The sequence below is a fragment of the Micromonospora sp. NPDC049801 genome (genome assembly GCF_040656575.1).
In the GTDB taxonomy this organism is placed as follows: domain Bacteria; phylum Actinomycetota; class Actinomycetes; order Mycobacteriales; family Micromonosporaceae; genus Micromonospora.
Genome location: NZ_JBFAMS010000003.1, coordinates 246,329 through 269,016 on the forward strand (window position 1 = coordinate 246,329; position 22,688 = coordinate 269,016).

Below are 22,688 nucleotides of genomic sequence, written 5' to 3' on the forward strand. Positions count from 1 at the left end.
CGTTGCCCCGGCGTCAGGTTGCCGGCCGGCGCAGCACGCTGACCGCGAAGGGCGCGTCGTCCCGCCACGGGCGCAGGTCCCAGGTGGCGAAGCGGTGTTCGAGGCGCAGCCCGGCGGCGACCGCGTCGGCGTCGAACGCGGTCAGCGGGTAACCGCGTTCGGTGCCGAAGCCCACCGCCAGGACGCCGTCCGGGCGTAGGTGCCCGGCGAGGCGGCGCAGCACCTCCGGCTCGGTGCCGACGGCGACGAACGCGAGCACGTTGCCGGCGAGCACGGCGGCGTCGAACGGCTCGCCCTCTCCCATCGCCGGTAGGTCCAGGTCGGCCAGGTCGGCGACGAGCCAGCGCGGACCGGGATGATCGGCGCGGGCGGCCTCCACCAGGACGGGGTCGGCGTCCACCCCGACGACGGTGTGCCCGCGCTGGGCCAGGGCCGCGCCGACCCGACCGGTGCCACTGCCGGCGTCGAGGATCCGTGACCCGGGCTCGATCAGGGTGTCCACCAGTCGGGCCTCGCCGGCCAGGTCGGCGCCCTCGGCGGCGAGTTTGCGGAACCGGTCGACGTACCACTGCGAGTGCTCCGGACCGGTGTCGGTCGCCCAGCGGGTCGGGTTGGCCATACGGCCCACGGTAACCGGGTCGGCCGGGGCCGGGCTGGCGGGTGCGCCGATCGGTGGCGGCTCAGCCCTTCTCCGCGCCGCTGGTCAGGCCCTCGGTCAGCAGCCGTTCACTGGCGAAGAAGAGGATCACGATGGGCAGGGTGAGGACGACCGACCCGGCCATCAGCACCGTCTTGGGCACCTCCACGCCGTCGGAGAGCAGCGACAGGCCGAGCGACACCGTCCAGCGGTCGGGTTTGTCGACCAGGAACAGCAGGGCGAACAGGAACTCGTTCCAGGCGATCATGAAGTCGTAGAGCGCGACCGCCATGATCGACGGCATCGCGAGGGGCAGGCTGACCCGGCGGATGATGCCGAGCCGGCCGGCGCCGTCGATGGCCGCGGACTCCTCCAGGCTGACCGGGATGGTCTCGAAGTAGTTCTTCAGCATGTAGACCGATACCGGCAGGGTCTGCGAGACGTAGACCAGCACCAGCCCGAACAGCGAACCGCGCAGCCCGGCGAGGCTGAACACCACGAACAGCGGGATCGCGATGACGATCGAGGGGAACAGGTAGACCGCCAGGAACAGGAAGTCGACCTGCCGCCGACCGAAGAACCGCAGCCGGGCCACCGCGTACGCGCCGGGGATCGCGACGAGCAGCGTGAGGACGGTCGCCGCGACCGCCACCAGGGCGCTGTTGCGGATGAAGGTGAGGAATCCCTGGCCGCCGTCGTCGGTGGCCTTGAGGACCTCGGCGTACGTGGCCACGGTCAGCTCGCCGAAGCCGACGACCAGCGCGCCCGGGTCGAGCAGCAGCCGCTCGATGGGGCGTACCGAGAGCACCAGCATGTAGTAGAAGGGGAAGACGGTGACCACCAGGAACGCGGCGATCACCAGGCGGCGCAGCCAGCGCAGGCTCACCGTCTCGACCATGTCCCGGTCCATCAGCCGACCCTCCGTCCGAAGAAGCGCAGATAGATCAGCACGAACACGATGAGCACCACGGCCAGCACGACCGCCTGCGCGGCGGCGGCCCCGACGTCGGTACGGGCGGTGAGGAACTCGTAAACCCGGACGCTGACCACCTCCGTGCCGGCAGCCCCGCCGGTGAGCAGGTAGACGTCGTCGAACTTGTTGAACGTCATGATGAAGCGCAGCACGCCGAGCAGGGCGATCACCGGCAGGAGCTGCGGCAGCAGGATGTGCCGGAACCGCTGGGTGGGGGTGGCCCCGTCGACGCGGGCGGCCTCCTCCAGTTCGCCGGGCACCGCCTGGAGTCGGGCCAGCAGGAACAGGAACGCGAACGGGAAGTACCGCCATGCCTCGAACGTGATGACCGTGGCCAGCGCGGTCGACTCCTGGGTGAGGAACGGCACCGGCGCGTCCCAGCCCAACAGGCGCTGCCCCCAGTGGTTCACGATGCCGAGCTGCGGGTCGAGCATCACCTGCCAGACGAAGGTCACCGCGACCACGGGCGCCACGTACGGCAGCAGCATGGAGGCCCGTACCAGGGTGCGACCGCGGAACGGCCGGCGGACGACGAGCGCGGCGACCAGGCCGAGCACGATCGACCCGACGGTGCCGCCGACGCTGTAGAGCAGCGTGACCCACAGCGTGTCGGCGAAGCCGGGGGTGTGCAGCACCCGGTCGATGTTGTCCAGGGTCAGCTCGCCGAACAGGCCGGTCTTGCGCAGGGTGGCGAGCCGGACCCGTTGGAAGGCGAGCACCACGGTCCAGACGATCGGGATGCCGATGACGACGATGGTGACGAGCAGGGTCGGCGCGACCAACGCCAGCCCGGCGCGGGACTCTCGGCGGCGCAGCGTCAGCGGTCGACGACGCGCCCGCTCCGGCCGCTCTTCGGTGGGGGAGCGGCCGGGCGCGGTGGTGGTCAATTGACGCCCGCCTTGATCGCCTCGACGTCCTTCTTGGCCCGACCGGCGGCGGCCGCCGCGTCGGACTTGCCGGCGGTGAGGTCAGCCAGCACCTTGGGCACCGGAAGTTCACCGAGCATCGCGCCGACCAGCTTTCCCTGGCCCTGGCTGAGCCCCCAGCGCCCGAACGTGTCCGGGCTGCGGCGCAGGGTGGCGAGCACGTCGTCGCCGTACACGTCGGTGAGGGGTTTCTTGGTGTCCACGCCGGCCGGGCTGGTGGTCCAGGCGGTCAGGAACGCCTCCGGCTCGGCGGGGGTGCCCTTACGCACCGGGAAGCGGCCCTCGGGGGACATGCCGAACCAGCGCGGGTAACCGTCGCCGAGCATGAACTCCACGAAGGACTTGGCGGGGTCGGTCACCGCGCCGTCCAGCACGGCCCACGAGCTGATCTCGCCGTACTGGGCGGGTTCGGTGCCGTTCGGACCCTTGATCGCGGTGACGAACCCGCTGTTCTTGGCGAGGAACGCCGGGTCGCCCTGGCACTGGGGGCAGGTCGGCTTGGCGTCGTTCCGGAGCCCGGCCAGCTCGTCGAGGATGAACGGCGACCAGATCACCATGGCCGCCTTGCCGGCGAAGTAGGTGGCCCGGGTGGTGTCCACGTCCTGCGCGCCCTTGACGGAGCTGGTGCGGATGAGGTCGCCGTAGAAGCGGAACGCCTCGACGCACTGCGGGGAGTCGAGGGTGACGGCGCCGGAGTCGTCGGTGAGCTGGCAACCGTTGGCCAGGGCCAGGTGCTCGAAGGTCTGTTGGGTGAACACGTCGCTCGCCGAGGTGGCGGCGGTGATGCCGGCGACCCCGCCGGTGTTCAGCTTCGTCGCGGCGGCGGCGATCCGTTCGTACGTGTCGGGGGCGGGCAGGCCGGCGGCGTCGAACAGGTCCTTGCGGTAGACGAGCAGTTGCCCCCACCCGTCGCTGGGCACGGAGAGCTGCTTGCCGTCGTCCGAGGTCAGCTCCAACGCCCGGGGGGAGAACGTCTGCCGGCCCAGCGCGTCGACGACCTCCGCGTTCGCCGAGGCGTGCAGCAGCTCGTTGCCGGCGAGCGTACGGATGCCGGCCAGCGAGACCGAGCCGACCACGTCGGGCAGCTCGCCGGCGGCGGCGTTTGCGGCGATCAGCGAGGGGAACTGGTCCTCGTTGACGGTGACGAGGTCGACCTGGATTCCGGTCTTGGCGGTGAAGTCGGCGATTATCGCCTTGGTGGCGGTGACGCGGTCGGCGACGTCCTCCAGGCTCCACACGGTGATCTTCTTGCTGTTGCTGTCGGATCCGTCGTCTCCGCAGGCCAGCAGGGTGGACGTGGCCAGTGCCAGGATCAGGGTGGTGGCGAGTATCCGCCTCGGAGGTGCTGACATCGGTGGCACTCCTCTCGAAGGGTACAAGAGGGATCCAACACCTTCGATTGATCAATAGCAAGACATATGGCTATTTTTTGGCTATCCTGGAGCCCAGTGCTACCGGGATGTGACACATGGGCAACTGGGTGGTCTCCCTCGCCGGGCCTCGACAGATCAGTCTCGAGCCCTGCCCGCCAGATTCGCTCGGTCCCGGCCAGGTCCGGGTCCGCACCTGCTACTCGGGCATCTCCGCCGGCACCGAGCTGACCCTCTACCGGGGCAGCAATCCCCGGCTCCGCAAGGACTGGGACGACACCGCCCGCATGTTCGTCCCCCGTCAGGCCCCCGTGCCGTACCCGTTGGTCGGCTTCGGCTACGAGGAGGTCGGCGAGGTCGTCGAGGTGGCCGCGGAGGTCGCCGACCGGCATCCGGGTCAGCTCGTGTGGGGCATCTGGGGGCACCGCGCCGAGGCCGTGCTCCCCGCCGACGCGGTCCGACCCCTGCCCGTCGGGCTGGACCCGCTCGCCGCGGTCTTCGCCCGGCCCGGCGCCATCGCGCTGACCGCCGTGCTCGCCGGCGACCTGCACCTGGGCGACTGGGTCGGCGTCTTCGGGCAGGGCGTCATCGGGCTGCTCGCCACCCGCCTCGCGGCGCTGTCCGGCGCCCGGGTGGTGGCCGTCGACCGGGTGCCCGGCCGGCTGGCCCACGCCACCCACTACGGCGCACGGACCACCGTGGACGCCGAGGTCCGGTCCGCCGCCACCGTGCTGCGCGAGGCCACCGGAGGCCGGGGCGCGGACGTCTGCCTGGAGCTGTCCGGGGCGTACCCGGCGCTGCACGAGGCGATCCGCTCCACCGCCCACGCCGGCCGGGTCGTGGCCGCCGGCTTCTACCAGGGCCAGGCCGACGGGCTCGGCCTCGGCGAGGAGTTCCACCACAACCGCATCCAGATGGTGGCCGCCCAGGTCTCCGGGCCCACCCCCGCGCCGGGCATGGCCGGCCGGTGGACCGGTGACCGGGTGGCACAGACCTTCATGGAGCTGGTGGCCGACCGCAGCGTCGACCCGCTGCCGCTGGTCAGCCACATCGTCGACGCCAGCGCGGTCGCCGACGCCCTCGCGCTGCTCGACCGCGGCGCCGGTGACGTCCTCCAAGTGGTGTTGAGGTTCTAGATGACCACCATCGCGCTCGCCTGCCAGGAACAACTCCTGCCGGGCACCAACCTGATCCAGAAGTACGCCCTCGCCACCGCGCTCGGCTACCAGGGCATCGAGCTGCGCGGTCGCGGCGACCTCGCGTTCGCCCGCCGCCTGCCCGAGCTGCGCCGGGCCCGCGCCGCCGGCGTGGTGATGCCCACCGTCTGCGTCGAGATGACCCACTTCATCGGCGACTTCGACCCCGACCGGTCCGCCGACGCGGTCCGCAACCTGCGCTCCCAGCTCTCGGTCATCGCCGAACTGGGCGGCATCGGGGTGATGACCCCGGCCGCGTGGGGGATGTTCTCCCGGCGGCTGCCGCCCTTCGAGCCGCCACGCCCGCCGGCCGGCGACCGGCAGGTGCTCCTGGACACCCTCGGCGAGCTGGGCGAACACGCTCGGGCCGAGGGGGTCACCCTGTTCCTCGAACCCCTCAACCGGTACGAGGACCACATGGTCAACCGGCTCGACGAGGCGGTCGCCCTGTGCGCCGCCCTCGGGCTGCCCTCGGTCCGGGTGGTCGCCGACACCTTCCACATGAACATCGAGGAGGACGACGTGCACCGGGCGCTGCGGGCCGCCGCCCCGTACCTCGGACACGTGCAGGTCAGCGACTCCAACCGGTACCAGCCGGGCGCCGGGCACCTCGACTGGACCGGGCTCGTACGGACCCTGCTGGAGCTGGACTACCGGGGCTGGCTGTCCCTCGAGTGCCGGCTCCGCGGCGACCCCGTCCGCGCCCTCGGCGAGGCCGTCACGGTGCTGCGGCACGCGCTGCCCCGCCGGGCCGCCGCATGACCGCCGACGCCGTACCGGCCCGCATCGGTGGTACGGCCGAGCCGGCCGGGCTGAGCCGGCTGGCCGTCGCCACCCTCGACGTGAACTGGGAGCACGACCACACGGTGCCGTCGCGCACGCTCTACCCGCACCAGTGGAGCTGGGACTCGGCGTTCATCGCGATCGGGCTGGCCCACGTCCGGCCCGGGCGGGCCTGGCGGGAGCTGGCGAGTCTGTTCCGGGCGCAGTGGGCCGACGGACGGGTACCGCACATCGTGTTCAATCCGGCGCTGCGGGTCGGCGCGTACTTCCCCGGCCCGGACCTGTGGCGCTCGGCCGACGTGCCGGGCGCACCGGGGGTCGACACCTCCGGCCTCGTCCAGCCGCCGGTGCACGCGCTCGCCGCGCTGCTGGCCTATCGGCGGGCGCCCGACCAGAGTGGACTGGCCGCGCTGCGCCGGCTCTACCCGGCGCTGGTCGCCCAGCAGCGCTATCTGGCCGAGTGGCGGGATGTGGCCGGCGACGGGCTGGTGTGCGTCGTACACCCGTGGGAGTCCGGTCTGGACAACAGCCCCGCCTGGGACGAGCCGATGGCCGCGGTCCACGCCGAGGCGGCCGTGATGCGCGCGTACCGTCGCCACGACACCGCGCACGCCGACGCCGCGCACCGCCCCACGGACCTGGACTACGCGCGCTACCTGGCGATCGTCGCGGCCTACCGCGACCACGGCTACGCCGACCGTCACCTGGCCGACGACCATCCGTTCCTGGTGGAGTGCCCGCTGTTCAACGCCGCGTTCGGCTCCGCCGAGCACGCGCTGGCCGACATCGCCAGGCTGACCGGCTTCGACCCGGGCCCGCACCGGGTCCGCGCGGACCGCGTCACCGAGGCGTTGGTACGACGGCTGTACGACCCGGTCACCGGCACGTTCCAGCCCCGCGACCTGCGCGCCGGCCGGCTCGTCGGCGCGCGTACCGTGCTCGGGCTCGCGCCGTTGCTGCTGCCCAACCTGCCTGCCCGGCAGGTCGACGCGCTCGTCGTCGAGGCGACGTCGGCGCGCTTCGGGGTGGCCGAACGGATGGATCGGCCGCTGCCCAGCTACGACCGCACCGCGCCCGACTTCGAGCCGCTGCGCTACTGGCGGGGGCCGAGCTGGCTGAACATCGGCTGGCTGGTGCGGCGCGGGCTGACCGTCCACGGTCACCCGGAGCTGGCCGCCGGCCTTCGCCGTTCGATGATCGATCTGGTGGCCGGCGCGGGCTGCCACGAGTACTTCCATCCCGACACGGGGGCCGGGCTGGGCTCACCGGCGTTCGGTTGGACCGCCGCGCTCCTGCTCGACCTGCTCGCCGCGTGAATGTTCCCGCCGGCGTCAGGTGGTAGCGTGCGCGCTCCCAGCGAGGCGGGAGGCGGCGTGCGCGAGATCGACAAGGTGGCGTGGATCCTGATCGAGGACGGGCGGGTGCTGAGCACCCGGTCGCAGGGCAAGGACGTGTGGTATCTGCCCGGCGGCAAGCGCGAGCCCGGGGAGAGCGACCTGGAGACCCTGCGCCGGGAGATCGGTGAGGAGCTGAGCGTCGAGGTGGAGGTGCGCGGGGCGACGCACCTGGGCACGTTCACCGCCCAGGCGCACGGCCACGCGGCCGGCGTCGCGGTGCGCATGACCTGCTACCGGGCCGGATACCGGGGACGGTTGCGGCCGGCCAGCGAGATCGCCGAGATGGCCTGGCTCGGGTACGCCGACCGGCACCGCACCTCCCCGGTGGATCAGCTCATCTTCGACCACCTGTCGGCCGCCGACCTGCTGCGCTGACTGTCGCTGGCCCGCTTGCGGCGCTGTTTGCCCCCGTCGAGCGCGGGTAACCGCCCCGGCGTGACCGACAGCGCGGGCGGCGACGGGTTTGGGCACTTCATCGACGCGGTGTCCCGGCGCTCCGGCCTACCGACCGGGCAGGCTGCCGCTCTCGCCCGCGCGGTGCTCACCACGATGGCGGAACGCGTCACCGGTGCCGCGCCCGACCCCGCCGGGCACCTCCCCGACCAGGTCGACGGCTACCTGTACGACTTCGCGCCGGATGCCCACCCGACCGACCCGGCCCCGGCCGTCACTACCGGCGGCGACGCGCTCGACACGGGTGTGGGCCTCGACGTCGGTGGGCCGGCCACGCCGCCACCCATGGACGCCGGTCCGGTGGACTTCCTGCGCCGGGTGAGCCAGCGTGCCGGAGTGGACGCGGCCACGGCACGGCTGGGCACGGGCGCCGTCTTCGCGACCCTGCGCGAGGCGGTGACCGTACGGGAGTTCCACGAGATGGTGGCCCGACTGCCCCGCGACGGGAGCGAGCCCGATCCCGCCTGGCCGACGAGCGATTGGTGATATCCAGTGCGGATCGACGGCGTCAGCTCTCGGCGTCGGGCAGCTCCTCGGGCTCGGTGACCCAGGCGGAGAAGACCGGCACCCCGTGCCACGGGCCGGTGGTCCCGTCGGCCCTGCTGTCGGTGGCGACGGCCACCACGGCGTACGGGTGGCCGAAGCGCAGCTCGGCAGTACGGGCGACTCCCTCCGGGGGCAGGCTGACCGTGCCGAACATCCCGGTCACCGCCGCCGCCTCGAACCCGTACCGGCCGTACCGGGCCATCGCCACCTGACCCGCCTCGAAGCCCTGGACCGGTTGGCCGAGTGCCCGAGCCAGTGTGCCGGCCGCGGCCTCGAAGCCCAGCGTCGCGGCCATGAGATCGTGCTCGCTCCGCGCCGACCAGCAGGGGAGTACCGCCTGATGCCGCTCCTCGCGGCCGTCGCGCGCGCGGGTCCGGACCCGCTCCTCGCGCAGCGTCCACAGCGGGGTCTCGCCGAGCGGCAGGTCGAACAGTGACCGCCGACCCGTCGGTTGCGCGCCGTCGGCCGCGCCAACGCTGAGTCGGTACGCGGCGGCGAGCACATCGCCCGCCGGCACGTGCGGCGCGGCGGCCACCGAGAGGACCACCAGCCCCGCGCCGTCGGTTGCCTGGGCGCGGGCGGCGTGCACGATCACGTCGCCGGCCCGCTCGGTCGTGACGATGGCCCCCTGGTGCCCGTGGCTCGGGCTGCGCAACGCCTGACGGAGGTCGCCCGCCCAGGCGCTACCGGGACCCAGCGCGCGGGCGTCGGTGACGTCGAACGGCTCGGCCCACGAGATCCGGGTGGCGAGCGCGCTGGCCAGGGCGAACACCACGTCCGGTCGGACCTTCAGGGGGAACGTCTCGATCAGGCCGTCGGTGTGCTCGCGCGCCCAGGCGTCCAGGCCGGCCTGGTCGGGGAGCGGGCCGACCTCGGTCGTCGCGGGGAGCGTGGCCCGCCATCCGGCCGGCTCGTCGACTCCTCGAACCGCTCGCAGCCACAACGCCGTGGCGGACGCGACCAGCGGGTGCGGCGCGTCCAGCAGCGTGCGGGCCACGTCGGCCGCGCTGGCCAGGTCGGTGCCCAGGGCCGCCGCCAGCCCCTCGCCCGTCGCGTACCGGGCCGCCGCGTCTGACCCGGCTACCGCTTCTGGCCCGCTCGCCGCGTCCGCGTCGGCCGTGTGCAGGCCGGTCGCCTGGGCGGCTTCGGTCGTCGCGGCGCTGACGGCGAGCAGCAGCCAGGCGCCGAGCGGGGAGGCGACGTGGTGCCGATCGCCGATGGCGGCGTGCAGCCGTTCGGCGTACGCGGACAGCGGGCCGTGCAGGTCGGTCGTCATGCCTCCACTCTGCCCGGCGCGACCCGGTCCGGCATCCGCACCAGCCCGGTCACGACCACAGCTCGAACGGCTCGTCGATTCGCTCACCGGCAAGGAGGGGCGTGATCAGCCGGGGGAGCTGACCGGGATAGAAGCGTTCGGCGCTGGTCACCACGTCGGCAAGTGGCCACCAGCGGAAGCCGAAGTAGTCCTCCCGCTCGTAGTCGAGTCGGTCCGTCTCGTCCACGTCCGGGCCGGGACCGGTCAGTCGTACGGCGACGATCACCTCGTCCTGAACGTGGCGCAACTGGCGGTGCAGGAAGCTGGCCCGCCGTCGCCAGGTCGGCGCGCCCACCTGGTCGGAGGTGACGACGATGCCGGTCTCTTCGCGCAGCTCCCGCACCGCGGTCTCGCGGTACGTCTCGCCCGGGTCCATGCCGCCGCCGGGCAGCTCCCACCAGGTGCCGAGCCGAGGGTGGTCCGGGTCGCGGGTGTGGAACAGCAGCACCCGGTCGGAGTCGTCGATGACGACCACGCGCACCGCGCGCCGTTCGAGGATCGGCAGGTCGTCGGGTAGTTGGTCCATCGGCTCAGTCTGCCGCAGCGCTCCGGCTCCGGGGGACCGCGCGGGGGCCGGTAGGCTGCCCGCCGTGGCTGGTCTGTTGAGGAACGTGGCGCAACGCATCTCCCGGGTGGGCGCGGCAATTCCGTCGCCCCGGCGTACCGGGCCGTCTCCGGCGCGGGTGGCCCGCCCCCGGCAGGTGAACGCGTTGCAGCGGCGTGAGCTGAGCTACGCGCCGGAGGTCGACGGCCAGGCCGACCCGGGTGAGATCGTCTGGACGTGGGTGCCGTACGAGGACGACCCCCGCCAGGGCAAGGACCGCCCGGTGCTGGTGGTGGGGCGGCACAGCCGGACGCTGTTCGGGCTGATGCTGTCCAGTCAGAGCGAGCGGGACGGGCAGCGGCACTGGTTCGCGCTCGGCCCCGGCGAGTGGGACCGGGACAAGCGGCCGAGCTGGGTCCGGCTGGACCGGGTGCTCACCATGCGCGAGGACAGCATCCGCCGCGAGGGCGCCGTGCTGGATCGGCCCCGGTTCGACCGGGTCGGGCAGGCGCTGCGCGCCGGCTACGGCTGGCGCTGACCGTACCCTCGGCGGCCGGACGGACCGTCAGGCCGGCTCGCGGCTCGGACCGACCGCGGCGCCCTGCGCGTCCGGCGGCGGGTACGGCTGTTCGGCGAGCAACCGGGCCAGGTGGGCGCTGTTGAGCGCCAGGGCCCTGGTGGTGCGGCCGGTGGTGTCGGTCTTGGGGCCGGCGTCGCGGTAGTCCACCTTGTGCAGGGCCTCACCGACCCAGTAGGTCGCTCCGACGGCGGCGACGGTGAAGCCCACCTCGTTGAGCGCTCCCTGCACCTCGGCGATGGTGTGGTGCGCGCCGTCCTCGTTGCCGACGACCGCGACGCCGGCCACCTTGCCGTAGGTGAGCAGTCGTCCCTCGTGGTCGGTCTCGGACAGCTCGGCGTCGAGGCGTTCGAGGACCATCTTGGTGACGCTCGCGGGTTGGCCGAGCCAGATGGGCGTGGCGATGATGAGGATCTGGGCGTCGAGCAGCTTGGCGCGGATGGCGGGCCAACCGTCGCCGTCGCCCTCGTCGGTCGACACCCCGAAGCGCACGTCGTGGTCGACCACCCGGACGATCTCGCCGTCCACGCCCTGACGGGCCAGTTCGGCCAGCACCTCCCGGCCCAGTTGCTCGGAGCTGGAGGGGGCCGGCGACGGCTTGAGGGTGCAGTTGAGTACCAGGGCGCGGACGCTCACCACGAGGGGTTCCTCTCGTCGGTCGTATCGGGCTGTTCTCCCCGTACCCGTGTGTCGGGTCGAATCACGGTCCTGGTCCGGTGAAACCGTTGACAGTCGGCGGTCGAGCTGTAGATTCAACCTGTCGGTTAATTAGCTAGGTGGTTGAAAGCGACATGACAGCGGACCCGGTCAGCGCCGTGTTCGGCGCGCTCGCCGACCCGACCCGCCGCGCCATCCTGGCCCGGCTCGCCACCGGTGAGGCGACGGTCAACGAACTGGCCGCGCCGTTCCCGATCAGCGTCCAGGCCATCTCCAAGCACCTGGGGGTGCTGGAGCGCGCCGGGCTGATCGTGCGGACCCGCGACGCCCAGTGGCGGCGGTGCCGCCTCGATCCGACGCCGCTGCGCACCGTCGCCGAGTGGGTGGACCAGTACCGCCGGCTCTGGGCCGAACGCTACGACGCCCTCGACGACTATCTACACGACCTGAAGGAGACCAGCCATGACCGAGACCCGTGACCTGACGGTCGACGTGTCCTCCGAGCGGGACATCACGATGGTCCGTTCGTTCGACGCCCCGCGAGACCTCGTCTTCGCCGCGCACACCCAGGCCGAGCACCTCAAGCGATGGTGGTGCCGGGGCAATCCGGCGGACGTCGAGATCGACTTCCGCGAGGGTGGCCGCTATCGCATCGTCGAGCACGCTCCGGACGGCAACGACTACGCCTTCCGGGGTGAGTTCCGGCAGATCACCGCGCCGGAGCGGATCGTGCAGACCTTCGAGTTCGAGGGCATGCCCGGCCAGGTGGCGGTGGAGACGCTTGTCTTCACCGAGCTGAACGGCGGCACGCTGCTGACCAGCACCACTCGCTTCGACACCGCCGCCCAGCGAGACGGCATGGTCGAGGCCGGCATGGCGCAGGGCACCGCCGAGTCGTACGCGGCCCTAGACCGGCACCTGTCCACCCTGCGTTGACGGACCGGACCACGTTGATCAAGAGGTTCGCGTCAGAATACGAGCCGATCGTGACGCGAACCTCTTGATCAACAAGGGTGGGGTGTGGGGTGTGGGGTGTGGGGGTTGTGGAGTGGGTTGAGGAGGCGTTTGGGCTTCGGTTGTCCGTTGTGGACGAAATCCCGCACGGGGCTGATGTGCGGGCTCGGCTGTGGCGGGGTGGGACGGGCGACGGTGGGCGGTATGCCGTCAAGGTCAGCGGTGGCGGTACGCCGGCCGGCCTGATCGTGGCCGCGCACCTGGCCGAGCGGGGCGTGCCCGGGGTCGCGGCGCCGGTCCGCACCCGTGCCGGGCGGCTGTACGCCGAGCGTGACGGGGTACGCCTCTCCGTGGTCCCGTGGGTGTCCGACCTGCGGGCGCTGGACGGCCCGATGAGCGAGGCGCACTGGCGTGCGTACGGGGAACTGCTGGCCGCCGTGCACGCGGTCCCGGTGACCGGCGAACTGGAACGGCTGCTACCGGGCGGCGGTGACGCGTACCCCTCGATTGTGGCCGCGACCAGGGACGTGGCCGGACGGCTCCGTGACCAGGTCGACTCGGGCGATCCGCTGGTCGCCGACCTGGCGGCACGCTGGGCGGCGAACGCCGACCGGGTGTCCACCCTGCTCGCCGGGGTCGAGCGACTCGCCGCCCACCGGTCGGGGTCGGCGGTGGTCTGCCACGGCGATCCCCATCTGGGCAACCTGCTGCTCGGCCCGGACGGCCAGGTCTGGTTGATCGACTGGGACGACGCCGTGCTCGCCCCGCGCGAGTGTGACCTGATGTTCGTCGTGGGCGGGGTGCTCGCCTTCGCGCCGATCACCCCCGGGCAGGAGAGGGCCGTGCTCGCCGGGTACGGCGCGGTCGACATCGACGCGGCGCGGCTGGCCTGGTTCCTCGCGGTACGCGCGCTCGACGACCTCAGCGACTGGACCCGCCAGGCGTTGGACCCCACCGGCGGCCCCGACGATCGCGCGACGGCCGCCCGGATCGTCCGTGGGCTCGTGTCGCCGGTCGGCCTGGTCACCCTCGCCGACACCGCGCTGCGTGACCTCGACGAACGGCGCTGAGCGGCCCGGAAACGCGAAACGGCAGGGGGATCCGGCTCCCTGCCACCTCTAACGTATATCGCACCCGGGGTCTTGCGGCAAGACCCCCGTCGTGCCGCAGAATCGTCACCCGAAGCCCAAACCTGGGAAAATCGGGGGGAATCGTGATCGATGTCATCATTGCCGGCGGCGGACCGACCGGTCTGATGCTCGCCGGTGAGTTGCGACTGCACGACGTACGCGTTGTCGTGCTGGAAAGGGATGCCGAGCCGACCCGCTTCGTCCGTTCCCTCGGCCTGCACGCGCGCAGCATCGAGATCATGGACCAGCGCGGACTGCTGGAGCGCTTCCTCGCCCTGGGTACGCGGCATCCGCTCGGGGGCTACTTCGCGGCGATCCCCAAGCCGCCGCCGGGCGGCCTCGACAGTGCCCACGCGTACGTCCTCGGCATCCCGCAGACCACCACGGACCGCCTGCTGGCGGAGCACGCCGTGGAGGTCGGCGTCGAGGTCCGGCGCGGCAGCGAGGTGGTCGGGTTGCGCCAGGACGACGACGGGGTGACGGTGGAGCTGGCCGACGGGACGCGGTTGCGGTCGCGCTTCGTGGTCGGCTGCGACGGCGGCCGGAGCACGGTCCGTCGGCTGCTCGGCGTCGACTTCCCCGGTGAACCCAGCCGGGTCGACTCGCTGCTGGGCGAGATGGAGGTGGGGGTATCCCCGCAGACGGTGGCGGACGTGGTCGCCGAGGTGCGCAGGACCCACCTCCGCTTCGGTCTCGGGCCACTCGGAGACGGCGTGTACCGGGTCCTCGTGCCCGCCGAGGGGGTGGCCGAGGACCGCGATGTCCCGCCGACCATCGAGGAGTTCCAACAGCAACTGCGGGCGTACGCGGGCACCGACTTCGGCGTGCACTCGCCGCGCTGGCTGTCCCGCTTCGGTGACGCGACCCGGTTGGCCGAGCGTTACCGGGTCGGCCGGGTGCTGCTGGCCGGCGACGCCGCGCACATCCACCCACCGACCGGCGGGCAGGGCCTCAACCTCGGCATCCAGGACGCGGTCAACCTCGGTTGGAAACTGGCCGCCGAGGTCGCCGGCTGGGCGCCCGACGGGCTGCTGGACAGCTACCACGCCGAGCGGCACCCGGTGGCCGCCGACGTCCTCGTCAACACCCGTGCGCAGATGTTCCTGCTGTCACCGGATCCGGGGCCGCAGGCGGTACGCCACCTGTTGGCGGAGCTGATGGACTTCGAGGACGTGAACCGGTACCTGATCGAGAAGGTCACCGCGATCGGGGTCCGCTACGACTTCGGCGCGGGTCACGAGCTGCTGGGGCGGCACCTGCGGGACGTCCGGCTGACCCGGGGACGTCTCTACGAACTGATGCGCGCCGGCCGCGGGCTGCTGCTCGACGCGACCGGTCGCCTCTCGGCCGCCGGTTGGGCGGACCGGGTCGACCACGTCGTCGACGTCGGTGACGGGTTCGACGTACCCGGTGTGCTGCTGCGTCCGGACGGCCACGTGGCGTGGGTCGGTGACGATCAGACCGACCTGGTGGGTCAGCTGCGCCGGTGGTTCGGCGCGAGCGCCACCTGAGCCGCTACTCCACGAAGCGGGCGCTGTCGACGAGCTGTCGCGGCGCCCGCGGGCCGGAGAGGCTCTTCGCCTGGTACATGGCCGCGTCGGCGCGGCTGAGCGCGTCGGTGAGCTGGGCCGGACAGGTCACCGGGGCGAGCCCCACCGACGCGGTGACCCGGACACTGCACCCGGTCAGCCGGATCGGCGCGGCGACGGTCTCGCTGAGGCGTCGGGTGGCGTGCTCGATCCAGCGTCGGTCGACGGTCGGGCTGGCGAGCAGCCCCGCGAACTCGTCGCCGCCGAGGCGGGCGACGAGGTTGTCGCCCGCGAACCCGGCCAGTCGTTCCGCGACGCTGATCAGCACCTGGTCGCCGGCGGCGTGCCCGTACCGGTCGTTGATCTGCTTGAAGTCGTCGAGGTCGAGCACGATGGCGATCAGCGGCTCACCGTCGGCGTTGGTGAGCAGGGCGGCCGCGAGACGGTAGAAGGCGCGGCGGTTGGGCAGCCCGGTGAGCGGGTCGTGGCTGGCGGCGTGGCGTTCGGCGGCCAGCTCGGCCTGGAGGTGTTCGATCTCGGCCTCGGCGCGTACGGCGCGGCGACGCAGTTGCCAGGAGGAGAGCAGGGCACCCGCCGCACAGACGCCGGAGGCAACGCTCATCGGATCCGGCAGGAGACCTCCCATCGCCGCGACCGCCTCCCGCCTCCGGTCTGCGCGGCGCGCCTGCCGCGTCGGTGTCAGTTTTCCCTGGTCATCACCCCGCTCGGGGTAACGCAAAGTGAACGGATAAGCACCGATCACGTGCGTTATCATGCTCGCCATCCGGTGCAGATGCAATAGCAGATGCACGTGCATACGGCCCGACCCCGATACCGCACCCTCGCCGCGTCACCGCTCCTCCCACGGGCACCGGCGGGCTCGTGAGCAGAAAGACGCCTCTCATGCAGCAGCCACCCAATGGCGTTCCGATCCCTCAGTTGCCCCATCTGACCTGGCAGAAGAGTCGCCGTAGCAACCCGAGCGGCAACTGCGTCGAACTCGCCGAACTGCCGGGAGGGGCCGGCATCGCCGTCCGCAACTCGCGTCATCCGGAAGGTCCGGCGCTGATCTACACAGTGGACGAGATCGCCGCCTTCGTGCTCGGCGCCCGCGACGGGGACTTCGACCATCTGATCAACTGAAGGGCCGCGCCGGGCGGTCCCAGCGATGGGACTGAATCGCCGGTCCGGAGGAGTTCACCTCACTGTCGGTCCATGGCATGCTTACACGTCGGTCGGGCTCGGTGCCCGGCCACGTGGTCGGTATCCGGAGGTCCGCACGTGACGATGGTTCCCGCCGAGGGCGGCCCGACAACCGGGCCAACCGTGCTGCGCATGCTGCTCGGCGCCCAGCTTCGTCGGCTGCGGGAGTCCAGCGGGGTGACCCGGGAGGGCGCCGGGTGGGAGATCCGCTCCTCTGAGTCGAAGATCAGCCGGATGGAGCTGGGCCGGGTCGGCTTCAAGGAACGGGACGTCTCCGACCTGCTCACCCTCTACGGCGTCAGCGACGAGGGGGAGCGCGACGCGCTGCTCAAGCTCGCGCGGGACGCCAACAGTCCCGGTTGGTGGCACCGTTACGGCGACGTGCTGCCCAGTTGGTTCCAGTCCTACCTGGGCCTGGAGGCGGCGGCGGCGCTGATCCGCAGCTACGAGGTGCAGTTCGTCCCCGGCCTGTTGCAGACCCGGGAGTACGCCCGGGCGGTCGTGCTGCTCGGGCACGGCGGCGCCGGCGTCGCCGAGATCGACCGCCGGGTGGATCTGCGGATGCAGCGTCAGCAACTGCTGCTCCGGGACAAGCCGCCGCTGCTCTGGGCCGTGGTGGACGAGGCGGCGCTGCGCCGGCCGATCGGCGGTCCAGAGGTGATGCGGGGCCAGCTCACCGCGCTCATCGAGGCGACCAAGTCGCCCACCGTCCGACTTCAGGTCATCCCCTTCGCCGCAGGTGGTCACGCGGCGGCCGGTGGCGCCTTCACCATCCTGCGCTTCGGTGACCAGGAGCTGCCCGACATCGTCTACATCGAACAGTTGACCAGCGCCCTCTACCTGGACAAGCGCGACGACCTCGACTACTACGCCGTGGCCATGGAGCGGCTCTGCGTCGAGGCGGAGCCGCCGGAGCGTACGCCGGAGATCCTGGGCCGGCTGCTGGAGGAGACCTACCCGCGGTGACGGTGCCCTGAGGGGCGCGCGCGGGTTCATTCGCATTGACCGTTGCCGACGTGGCGGGCTAGTCTCTGTATCGATCCAGTCTGAATCGATACAGAGGGGCGTCGAGTGAAGCCGACACTGCAAGCCGTGGCGGACGCCGTCGGTGTCTCCCGCAGCACCGTGTCCAATGCCTACAGTCGCCCCGACCAGCTCTCGTCGGCCCTGCGCGAGCGCATCCTCGCCGCCGCGCGCCAGCTCGGCTACCCGGGACCCAACCCGACCGCCCGCTCCCTGCGCCGTGGCTTCGTCGGCTCGATCGGGGTGCTGTTCACGTCGCAGCTGTCGTACGCCTTCACCGACCCCTTCGCCGTCCGCTTCCTCGCCGGCGTGGGCGTCGCGGCCGAGCGACACGGCACCAGCATGCTGCTCGTGCCCCTGCCGCAGGCGCAGGCCGACGCCCGGCGGGCCGTGGAGAATGCCGCCGTCGACGGCTTCTGCGTGTACTGCGTGGCCGACGAGGAGTGGGCGCTGGACGTCATCCGGGCGCGCGGCCTGCCGTACGTCAGCACGGCCGTACGCGACGACGCCGCCGCCGACGAGCGGTTCGTCGGCATCGACGAGCGGGCCGCCGCGCGCGGCGTCGCCGCGCACGTGGCCGGTCTCGGCCACCGGCGGGTCGCCCTGCTCGTGGACTCCGTCCTGCCCGACGCGCCCGCCGGTCCGGTGACCCTGGCCGGGTTCGAGCACGCCCGGCACCCGACGACCCGTGGCCGGCTCGCCGGCTTCGCCGACGCGTTCGCCGAGGTCGGCGTCGCCTGGTCGGAGCTGATACTGCTCAACGCCCCCGGCAACAGCGGCCACGCCGCGTCGGCCGCCGTCGCCGGGCTGTTCGACCGGCCCGAGCCGCCCACGGCCGTGCTGGCCGGCGCCGACGTGCTCGCCCTCGGCGTGCTCGACGCCCTGGCCCGGCGACCGGGCGGCACCCACCCGCCGGTCTCGGTGACCGGGTTCGACGACGTCCCCGAGGCGGCGGCGGCCGGCCTCACCACCGTCCGGCAGCCGGCGCAGGAGAAGGGCCGGATCGCCGCCGAACTGCTGCTCGACCCACCCACGGACGCTGCCGCGGGTCACGTGCTGCTACCCACCGAACTCGTCGTCCGGGCCTCCACCGGACCTCATGTCAGGAGTTGACCATGGAATTCCCGACCGGATACGTCACCGCCCTGGACGCGATGAACCGCCACGTCACCTCGGCCCGACCGGACGCCCCGGTCGTCGTCGAGCGCGTCCGTCGGCCGCTGCTCGCCCCGACCCGGCAGTTGACCGCCGTCGCCCTGCGCCGGCTCGCCGACCGGATCCAGCCTCGGCCGGTGCCCCGCTGCTCCTGATCACCGCCCATTCCGGCACTCCGGGGACGAACGGTGCCGGTCCGGACACGTAGGGTGGTCGATCGCGCACTCGCCGGGCAGACTGGTCTGGCCATGTCACCCTTCACCCCCACCCTCCGCCTCCACGACCGCTACGTGCTGCACGAGCGGATCGGTCTCGGCGGCATGTCCGAGGTGTGGCGGGCCGACGACGACGTGCTCGGCCGGCCGGTGGCGATCAAGGTACTCGCCGGCCAGCTCGCCGCCGACCCGCACCTGCGGGCCACCATCCGGCGCGAGGCCCGCGCGGCCGCCCGGCTGACCCACCCGCACGTCACCCAGGTGTACGACTACGCCGAGGCGACCCTGGCCAGCGGCGTCGTCGTCCCGTACCTGGTGATGGAGCTGGTCGAGGGCCACAACCTCGCCGACCGGCTGCGCTCCGGCCCGCTGCCCTGGCCGGAGGCGGTCCGGGTGGCCGGGCACATCGCCGCCGCGCTGGCCGCCGCGCACCGCATCGGGGTGGTACACCGCGACGTGAAGCCGGCCAACGTCATGCTCACCGACACCGGGGCCAAGGTGCTCGACTTTGGCATCGCCGCGCTCGGTGGGCTCGACAGCCAGTCCGGCGAGCCGGTGATGGGCACACCCGCGTACTTCGCCCCGGAGCGCCTCGCCGCCGGTCCGCCCGACCCGGCCAGCGACGTGTACGCCCTCGGCGCGGTGCTCTACCGCATGCTCACCGGCGCGGCGCCGCTGCCCGTACAGAGCTGGGAGGACGCCATCGAGGTGCACCAGCGGGGCACGCCGGTGCCTCCGCTGCGAGTGCCCGGCCTACCCGCCGACATCGCCGAGCTGACCCTCGCCTGCCTCGCCGCCGACCCGGCCCGGCGGCCCAGCGCCGCACAGCTCGCCCGACGGTTCGGCACCGGCCAGCCGGTCGAGCCCCCCACCGAGCTGCTCCGGATCGTCCCGGCCGCCCACCCGCCGACCCTGATCGACCGCTCGGCCGCCCGGCCAGCGCCGGTCGTGTCCGCGCCGGTCCGACGCCGTCCGCGCCGGCCCGTGGCGCTCGCCGTCGCGGCCGGCCTCGCCGTGCTGGTCGGCCTCGGCGCGCTGCTCACCCAGGGCATCGGCGCACCCGACACGTCCGGCCCCGGGCCGGTGGCCGGCCCGTCGTCGCCCTCCACCACGGCGCCCCCGCCCCGGACGCAGTCGCCGAAGCCGGCGACGTCGGCCTCCCCGTCGCCCCGCCCCAGCAGCGCCGTGCCGTCGTCCGTCGGGCAGGGGTTGCCGGTCAGCTTCCGGCAGGTCAGCGACGAGTTCGACCAGGTGCTCGCCGCGGCGGTGGCCCGTGGCGACGTCGACCGCAGAACCGCCGAGGACCTGCGCGACGACCTCGCCGACGTGAACCGACGGACCCGGGACCGCGAGCGGCGCATCGCCGACCTGCGGAACACCATCGCCGAACTGGTGGACCGTGACCGGTTGCCCCGGCAGACCGCCGTCCAGCTCGACGCGCTGCTGGCCCAGACCCGTGAGCTACCCGCCGATCGCGCCAACGACTAAGTAGTCTCACCGGCATGACGACGACGCAGACGCACCGCCTCGCCGTACCCGGCGCTGACCTGGTCTACGACGTCCGAGGTCCACTGCCTCCGACCGGCGGGCGTCGCGCGTTGCTTCTCATCGGCCAGCCGATGACGGCGGAGGGCTTCGGCGCGCTCGCCCCGCACCTGACGGACCGGACCGTCATCACGTACGACCCGCGCGGTCTCGGTCGCAGCACCCGTAGCGACGGCCGGTCCGACCAGACGCCACAGCAGCAGTCGGCCGATCTGCACCTGCTCATCGAGACCCTCGCCGCCGGTCCGGTGGACGTGTTCGCCAGTAGCGGTGGCGCGGTGACCGCGCTCGAACTCGTCGCGACCCACCCCGACGACGTCGTCACGCTGGTGGCGCACGAGCCGCCGATCAACGCGGTGCTCCCGGACGCCGCCGCAGCCGAGCGCGCTCGGAACGCCTTCTACGAGGCGTACCAGGCCAACGGATTCGGCGCCGGCATGGCCGCCTTCATCGCGATGACGTCGTGGCAGGGCGAGTTCACCGACGCCTACTTCGCCCAGCCCGCCCCCGACCCCGCGATGGTCGGCCTGCCGACCGAGGACGACGGCAGCCGCGACGATCCGCTGCTGTCCAACAGCTCATGGGCGATCACCGACTACCGCCCCGACGCGGCCGTCCTCACCGCCGCGTCGAGCCGCATCGTGATCGCGGTCGGCGCGGAGTCGTCGGGCACCTACACCGCGCGTACGGCCCTCGGCACGGCGGCGCTCCTCGGCCAGGAGGCCGTGGTGTTCCCGAGTCACCACGGCGGCTTCCTCGGCGACGAGCACGGATACGCGGGCAAGCCGGCGGAGTTCGCCGCGCGGCTGCGCGAGGTCCTGGACGCCGACTGACGCCATCGTCCGTCCGGACGGCTGATCTATCCGCGGACGTCGCTGGCATGATGGGCCGATGCGAACACGGCTGATCTTCGTGCGTCACGGTGAGTCGGTCCATCAGGTCGACGGGATCGTGGGCGGCCCGCACGGGTGCCGGGGGCTGACGTCGCTCGGCTACGACCAGGCCGACCGGCTGGCCAAGCGACTCGTGGACGACTACGCCGTCGAGGGGCCGGTGGCGGTGTACTCGTCGGTGCTGCGCCGCGCCGTCGAGACCGCGCAGCCCATCGCCGCGGCGTTCGGCGTCCGGCCGTTGGCCGACTGCGGCCTCTGCACCTGGCACACCCCGCCGTACGCCGACGGGCTGCCGGTCGCCCGCTTCCGGACCGAGCACGCGGTGCCCGGTGGGGGAGTTTTCCGCCCGTTCGAGGACGGCAACGAGAGCTGGGCGGAGTTGGTCGTCCGCGTCAGCCGCGCCGTCATGGAGATCGCGCACCGGCACCGGGGCGGCACCGTGGTCCTGGTCGGCCACAGCGAGACCGTGGAGGGCGCCTTCCACGCGCTCGCCGCGCAGCCCATCTTCCGGGCGTTCGACCTGGAGGTGCCCCCGGCGTCGATCAGCGAGTGGGTCACCGACCACGACACCGGCGGCTGGCCGCCGGCCCGCTGGACCCTGCGGCGCTTCGGGGACACCGTCCCGGGTCGGCTGGCGCTCTGACGCGTCCACATCGGACGGTCGGCGCGTCAGTCGCGCAGGATCTGCTCGCGCAGGATCTCCGCGTGCCCGCAGTGCTGCGCCAACTCGCGCAGGACGTGCAGGTACATCCAGCGCAGTGGCAGCGGGCCGCGCCGGTTGCCGTGCAGCACGTCGTCCAGACCCAGCGAGGCCGTCGCGCGGCGCGACGCCTCGCACGCTTCGCGGTGGGCCTGCTGGATGCTGGCGATGGTGTCGCCGTCGTCGAGGATGAACGACTCGTCCGGCGTCGCCGGGATGCCGATCTCGGCACGCGACCGGCATGTGATCGCCTCGTCGAACCAGACCTTCTCCACGAAGGCCGCGTGCTTCACCAGACCCAGCAGTGTCGTCCGCGACGGCACCAGCGAGCGTCGTGCCTGCTCCTCGGTCAGCCCGTCCAGGGCCTCGTTGAGCGCGCGGCGATGCTCGTCGATGAACGCCTCGATCTGCGTCTGGGCTGGCTGGTCGACGACGTCGTCGGCGAAGGTGGGCGGGAAAACGGTCATGGACCGAAGCATGTCAAGGGCGTCGCCCGGGATCAACCACGGCACGGCTCACCCGCCGAACGAGACGAGCGCGCCGCGTTCGTCGAAGACCGCCGTACCCGCCCAGGCGATCTCCCACCGGTTGCCCTCCGGGTCGGCGATGTAGGCCGAGCGGCCACCCCACGAACGGTCGGTCGGCGCTGCCACGACCGACGCCCCCACCGCGACAGCCGCCTCGAAGGCCGCGTCGACCCCCGCGCGGTCGTCGACGTTGCAGGCCAGCGTCACGCCGGACCAGCCACCGGCCGGATCGGCGACACCCGGTGCCGCCTCGGCCGCCAGCTCGGGCAGCGGGTAGAGGGCGAGCAGAACGCCTCCGAGCAGGAACGCCGACCAGCCGTCGTCGCTGGCGGGCAGCTCCGGCCAGCCCAGGGACCGGTAGAAGGATCGCAGCCGGCCCAGGTCGCAGGCGCCCAGGGTGATCACGGACAGTCGAGGGGGAATCGCGCTCATCGCCCGAT

The 22,688-nt window shown here is 72.6% G+C and carries 27 protein-coding genes; 17 read left to right on the plus strand and 10 right to left on the minus strand.

Annotation, left to right across the window (positions count from 1 at the left end):
* Nucleotides 1-13: 13 nt before the first annotated feature.
* The 4 genes from AB0I89_RS06875 to AB0I89_RS06890 form a co-directional block, all read right to left on the minus strand.
* Nucleotides 14-619, minus strand: a complete 606-nt coding sequence (locus tag AB0I89_RS06875) for a class I SAM-dependent methyltransferase (RefSeq protein WP_357121414.1) — start codon at nt 617-619, stop codon at nt 14-16.
* A gap of 61 nt (nt 620-680) precedes the next feature.
* Nucleotides 681-1,547, minus strand: a complete 867-nt coding sequence (locus tag AB0I89_RS06880; RefSeq protein ID WP_357121417.1) for a carbohydrate ABC transporter permease — start codon at nt 1,545-1,547, stop codon at nt 681-683.
* Nucleotides 1,547-2,497: a sugar ABC transporter permease gene (locus AB0I89_RS06885; protein ID WP_357121420.1), complete on the minus strand. Its 951-nt coding sequence runs from the start codon at nt 2,495-2,497 to the stop codon at nt 1,547-1,549. The genes AB0I89_RS06880 and AB0I89_RS06885 overlap by 1 nt, the downstream gene beginning before the upstream one ends.
* Entirely contained in the window at nt 2,494-3,888 is a 1,395-nt protein-coding gene (locus AB0I89_RS06890; protein ID WP_357121423.1) for an extracellular solute-binding protein, read from the minus strand. Before AB0I89_RS06890 ends, AB0I89_RS06885 begins: the two co-directional genes overlap by 4 nt.
* A 116-nt stretch (nt 3,889-4,004) precedes the next feature.
* Here AB0I89_RS06890 and AB0I89_RS06895 point away from each other — a divergent pair, with 116 nt between their 5' ends.
* The 5 genes from AB0I89_RS06895 to AB0I89_RS06915 are packed head-to-tail and all read left to right on the plus strand — an operon-like array spanning nt 4,005 to nt 8,221.
* Nucleotides 4,005-5,042 (plus strand): zinc-binding alcohol dehydrogenase, encoded by a 1,038-nt coding sequence (locus AB0I89_RS06895; protein ID WP_357121426.1) that lies wholly within the window; start codon nt 4,005-4,007, stop codon nt 5,040-5,042.
* A complete protein-coding gene (locus tag AB0I89_RS06900) occupies nt 5,043-5,864 on the plus strand; it encodes a sugar phosphate isomerase/epimerase family protein (RefSeq protein ID WP_357121430.1) in 822 nt (273 codons plus the stop codon).
* The gene (locus AB0I89_RS06905; protein ID WP_357121432.1) at nt 5,861-7,201 is read left to right on the plus strand and encodes a hypothetical protein; all 1,341 of its coding nucleotides are present in this window, start codon (nt 5,861-5,863) and stop codon (nt 7,199-7,201) included. Before AB0I89_RS06900 ends, AB0I89_RS06905 begins: the two co-directional genes overlap by 4 nt.
* A gap of 57 nt (nt 7,202-7,258) precedes the next feature.
* The gene (locus tag AB0I89_RS06910; protein ID WP_357122166.1) at nt 7,259-7,657 is read left to right on the plus strand and encodes an NUDIX domain-containing protein; all 399 of its coding nucleotides are present in this window, start codon (nt 7,259-7,261) and stop codon (nt 7,655-7,657) included.
* Nucleotides 7,658-7,717: 60 nt separating this feature from the next.
* Nucleotides 7,718-8,221, plus strand: coding sequence for a DUF2267 domain-containing protein (locus tag AB0I89_RS06915; protein ID WP_357121435.1), 504 nt, complete (start codon nt 7,718-7,720; stop codon nt 8,219-8,221).
* 22 nt (nt 8,222-8,243) lie between these two features.
* On the opposite strand, the gene AB0I89_RS06920 is transcribed toward AB0I89_RS06915, so the two are convergent.
* Entirely contained in the window at nt 8,244-9,557 is a 1,314-nt protein-coding gene (locus AB0I89_RS06920) for a hypothetical protein (protein ID WP_357121438.1), read from the minus strand.
* Nucleotides 9,558-9,606: 49 nt separating this feature from the next.
* A complete protein-coding gene (locus AB0I89_RS06925) occupies nt 9,607-10,122 on the minus strand; it encodes an NUDIX domain-containing protein (RefSeq protein WP_357121441.1) in 516 nt (171 codons plus the stop codon).
* Between the two features lie 64 nt (nt 10,123-10,186).
* Here AB0I89_RS06925 and AB0I89_RS06930 point away from each other — a divergent pair, with 64 nt between their 5' ends.
* Complete coding sequence (locus tag AB0I89_RS06930) at nt 10,187-10,678, plus strand: type II toxin-antitoxin system PemK/MazF family toxin (RefSeq protein ID WP_355050009.1); 492 nt, start codon at nt 10,187-10,189, stop codon at nt 10,676-10,678.
* Nucleotides 10,679-10,705: 27 nt separating this feature from the next.
* On the opposite strand, the gene AB0I89_RS06935 is transcribed toward AB0I89_RS06930, so the two are convergent.
* Nucleotides 10,706-11,356, minus strand: coding sequence for an NAD(P)H-dependent oxidoreductase (locus AB0I89_RS06935; RefSeq protein WP_357121445.1), 651 nt, complete (start codon nt 11,354-11,356; stop codon nt 10,706-10,708).
* 152 nt (nt 11,357-11,508) lie between these two features.
* On the opposite strand from AB0I89_RS06935, the gene AB0I89_RS06940 reads away from it, so the two are divergent.
* The 4 genes from AB0I89_RS06940 to rox all read left to right on the plus strand — a co-directional run bounded on the left by AB0I89_RS06940 (nt 11,509) and on the right by rox (nt 14,969).
* Entirely contained in the window at nt 11,509-11,853 is a 345-nt protein-coding gene (locus AB0I89_RS06940) for a metalloregulator ArsR/SmtB family transcription factor (protein WP_355050007.1), read from the plus strand.
* Nucleotides 11,837-12,310 (plus strand): SRPBCC family protein, encoded by a 474-nt coding sequence (locus AB0I89_RS06945; protein ID WP_357121449.1) that lies wholly within the window; start codon nt 11,837-11,839, stop codon nt 12,308-12,310. The genes AB0I89_RS06940 and AB0I89_RS06945 overlap by 17 nt, the downstream gene beginning before the upstream one ends.
* Nucleotides 12,311-12,459: 149 nt before the next feature.
* Complete coding sequence (locus AB0I89_RS06950; protein WP_357121452.1) at nt 12,460-13,398, plus strand: phosphotransferase; 939 nt, start codon at nt 12,460-12,462, stop codon at nt 13,396-13,398.
* Between the two features lie 143 nt (nt 13,399-13,541).
* Complete coding sequence (gene rox, locus AB0I89_RS06955) at nt 13,542-14,969, plus strand: rifampin monooxygenase (protein ID WP_357121455.1); 1,428 nt, start codon at nt 13,542-13,544, stop codon at nt 14,967-14,969.
* Between the two features lie 4 nt (nt 14,970-14,973).
* Here the strand turns inward: rox and AB0I89_RS06960 are convergent, their stop codons facing one another.
* A complete protein-coding gene (locus tag AB0I89_RS06960; protein ID WP_357122169.1) occupies nt 14,974-15,621 on the minus strand; it encodes a GGDEF domain-containing protein in 648 nt (215 codons plus the stop codon).
* A 269-nt stretch (nt 15,622-15,890) separates the two neighbouring features.
* On the opposite strand from AB0I89_RS06960, the gene AB0I89_RS06965 reads away from it, so the two are divergent.
* The 7 genes from AB0I89_RS06965 to AB0I89_RS06995 all read left to right on the plus strand — a co-directional run bounded on the left by AB0I89_RS06965 (nt 15,891) and on the right by AB0I89_RS06995 (nt 21,664).
* On the plus strand, nt 15,891-16,130 hold the full coding sequence (locus AB0I89_RS06965; RefSeq protein ID WP_355050003.1) for a DUF397 domain-containing protein: 240 nt from the start codon (nt 15,891-15,893) through the stop codon (nt 16,128-16,130).
* 138 nt (nt 16,131-16,268) lie between these two features.
* A complete protein-coding gene (locus AB0I89_RS06970) occupies nt 16,269-17,156 on the plus strand; it encodes a helix-turn-helix transcriptional regulator (RefSeq protein ID WP_357121459.1) in 888 nt (295 codons plus the stop codon).
* Nucleotides 17,157-17,282: 126 nt separating this feature from the next.
* Nucleotides 17,283-18,326, plus strand: a complete 1,044-nt coding sequence (locus AB0I89_RS06975) for a LacI family DNA-binding transcriptional regulator (RefSeq protein WP_357121462.1) — start codon at nt 17,283-17,285, stop codon at nt 18,324-18,326.
* 2 nt (nt 18,327-18,328) lie between these two features.
* Entirely contained in the window at nt 18,329-18,523 is a 195-nt protein-coding gene (locus tag AB0I89_RS06980; RefSeq protein WP_357121465.1) for a hypothetical protein, read from the plus strand.
* Between the two features lie 93 nt (nt 18,524-18,616).
* The gene (locus tag AB0I89_RS06985) at nt 18,617-20,071 is read left to right on the plus strand and encodes a serine/threonine-protein kinase (RefSeq protein ID WP_357121468.1); all 1,455 of its coding nucleotides are present in this window, start codon (nt 18,617-18,619) and stop codon (nt 20,069-20,071) included.
* 14 nt (nt 20,072-20,085) lie between these two features.
* Nucleotides 20,086-20,961, plus strand: coding sequence for an alpha/beta hydrolase (locus AB0I89_RS06990; protein ID WP_357121471.1), 876 nt, complete (start codon nt 20,086-20,088; stop codon nt 20,959-20,961).
* 58 nt (nt 20,962-21,019) lie between these two features.
* A complete protein-coding gene (locus AB0I89_RS06995; protein WP_357121474.1) occupies nt 21,020-21,664 on the plus strand; it encodes a histidine phosphatase family protein in 645 nt (214 codons plus the stop codon).
* A gap of 26 nt (nt 21,665-21,690) precedes the next feature.
* On the opposite strand, the gene AB0I89_RS07000 is transcribed toward AB0I89_RS06995, so the two are convergent.
* Nucleotides 21,691-22,188, minus strand: a complete 498-nt coding sequence (locus tag AB0I89_RS07000; protein WP_357121477.1) for a DinB family protein — start codon at nt 22,186-22,188, stop codon at nt 21,691-21,693.
* Between the two features lie 48 nt (nt 22,189-22,236).
* A complete protein-coding gene (locus tag AB0I89_RS07005; RefSeq protein WP_357121480.1) occupies nt 22,237-22,680 on the minus strand; it encodes a VOC family protein in 444 nt (147 codons plus the stop codon).
* Between the last annotated feature and the right edge of the window lie 8 nt (nt 22,681-22,688).

Excerpts from the sequence above, each read along its gene's own strand:
- AB0I89_RS06895 (WP_357121426.1), top strand. The coding sequence starts at position 4,005 with ATGGGCAACTGGGTGGTCTCCCTCGCCGGGCCTCGACAGATCAGTCTC.
- AB0I89_RS06995 (WP_357121474.1), top strand. The coding sequence starts at position 21,020 with ATGCGAACACGGCTGATCTTCGTGCGTCACGGTGAGTCGGTCCATCAG.
- AB0I89_RS06905 (WP_357121432.1), top strand. The coding sequence starts at position 5,861 with ATGACCGCCGACGCCGTACCGGCCCGCATCGGTGGTACGGCCGAGCCG.
- AB0I89_RS06920 (WP_357121438.1), bottom strand. The coding sequence starts at position 9,557 with ATGACGACCGACCTGCACGGCCCGCTGTCCGCGTACGCCGAACGGCTG.
- AB0I89_RS06965 (WP_355050003.1), top strand. The coding sequence starts at position 15,891 with ATGCAGCAGCCACCCAATGGCGTTCCGATCCCTCAGTTGCCCCATCTG.
- AB0I89_RS06900 (WP_357121430.1), top strand. The coding sequence starts at position 5,043 with ATGACCACCATCGCGCTCGCCTGCCAGGAACAACTCCTGCCGGGCACC.
- AB0I89_RS07000 (WP_357121477.1), bottom strand. The coding sequence starts at position 22,188 with ATGACCGTTTTCCCGCCCACCTTCGCCGACGACGTCGTCGACCAGCCA.
- AB0I89_RS06880 (WP_357121417.1), bottom strand. The coding sequence starts at position 1,547 with ATGGACCGGGACATGGTCGAGACGGTGAGCCTGCGCTGGCTGCGCCGC.
- AB0I89_RS06945 (WP_357121449.1), top strand. The coding sequence starts at position 11,837 with ATGACCGAGACCCGTGACCTGACGGTCGACGTGTCCTCCGAGCGGGAC.
- AB0I89_RS07005 (WP_357121480.1), bottom strand. The coding sequence starts at position 22,680 with ATGAGCGCGATTCCCCCTCGACTGTCCGTGATCACCCTGGGCGCCTGC.
- AB0I89_RS06875 (WP_357121414.1), bottom strand. The coding sequence starts at position 619 with ATGGCCAACCCGACCCGCTGGGCGACCGACACCGGTCCGGAGCACTCG.
- AB0I89_RS06985 (WP_357121468.1), top strand. The coding sequence starts at position 18,617 with ATGTCACCCTTCACCCCCACCCTCCGCCTCCACGACCGCTACGTGCTG.
- AB0I89_RS06940 (WP_355050007.1), top strand. The coding sequence starts at position 11,509 with ATGACAGCGGACCCGGTCAGCGCCGTGTTCGGCGCGCTCGCCGACCCG.
- AB0I89_RS06990 (WP_357121471.1), top strand. The coding sequence starts at position 20,086 with ATGACGACGACGCAGACGCACCGCCTCGCCGTACCCGGCGCTGACCTG.
- AB0I89_RS06980 (WP_357121465.1), top strand. The coding sequence starts at position 18,329 with ATGGAATTCCCGACCGGATACGTCACCGCCCTGGACGCGATGAACCGC.
- AB0I89_RS06890 (WP_357121423.1), bottom strand. The coding sequence starts at position 3,888 with ATGTCAGCACCTCCGAGGCGGATACTCGCCACCACCCTGATCCTGGCA.
- AB0I89_RS06925 (WP_357121441.1), bottom strand. The coding sequence starts at position 10,122 with ATGGACCAACTACCCGACGACCTGCCGATCCTCGAACGGCGCGCGGTG.